This is a genomic window from Bifidobacterium sp. UBA6881 (assembly GCA_002451435.1).
GTDB lineage: Bacteria > Actinomycetota > Actinomycetes > Actinomycetales > Bifidobacteriaceae > Bifidobacterium.
Window position 1 is genome coordinate 13,339 of record DKCF01000014.1, and the last position, 283, is coordinate 13,621.

1 pseudogene is annotated in these 283 nt (G+C 57.6%); it reads right to left on the reverse strand.

The features are described 5' to 3' along the window. Positions 1-155 (reverse strand): annotated as a pseudogene (locus B3C64_RS01105) (amino acid ABC transporter substrate-binding protein); the annotation flags it as partial. Positions 156-283 lie beyond the last annotated feature (128 nt).

Below are 283 nucleotides of genomic sequence, written 5' to 3' on the forward strand. Positions count from 1 at the left end.
TTGCTCGAATCGTCGGCGGCCTTGGTGTCGGACGCGGAAGTGGAGGACTTCGCGTCGGATGCGGAACTGGAATCGCCGCCGCACGCGGACAGGGAGAAGGCCATGGAGCCGGCCAGCAGGATGCCGAGCAGAGCGGCGATCTTCTTGTTCTTCATTTTCTCTTCCTTTGCTTGTCGTTGGGTTTCGTGGAAAAACTGATGTTGGGTTTGACGGAAAACTGTTGTTGGGTTTCGTGGGAGCCCGTGAATCGCGATGCGACTCACGAATTGCGGGAAGGTTCCGA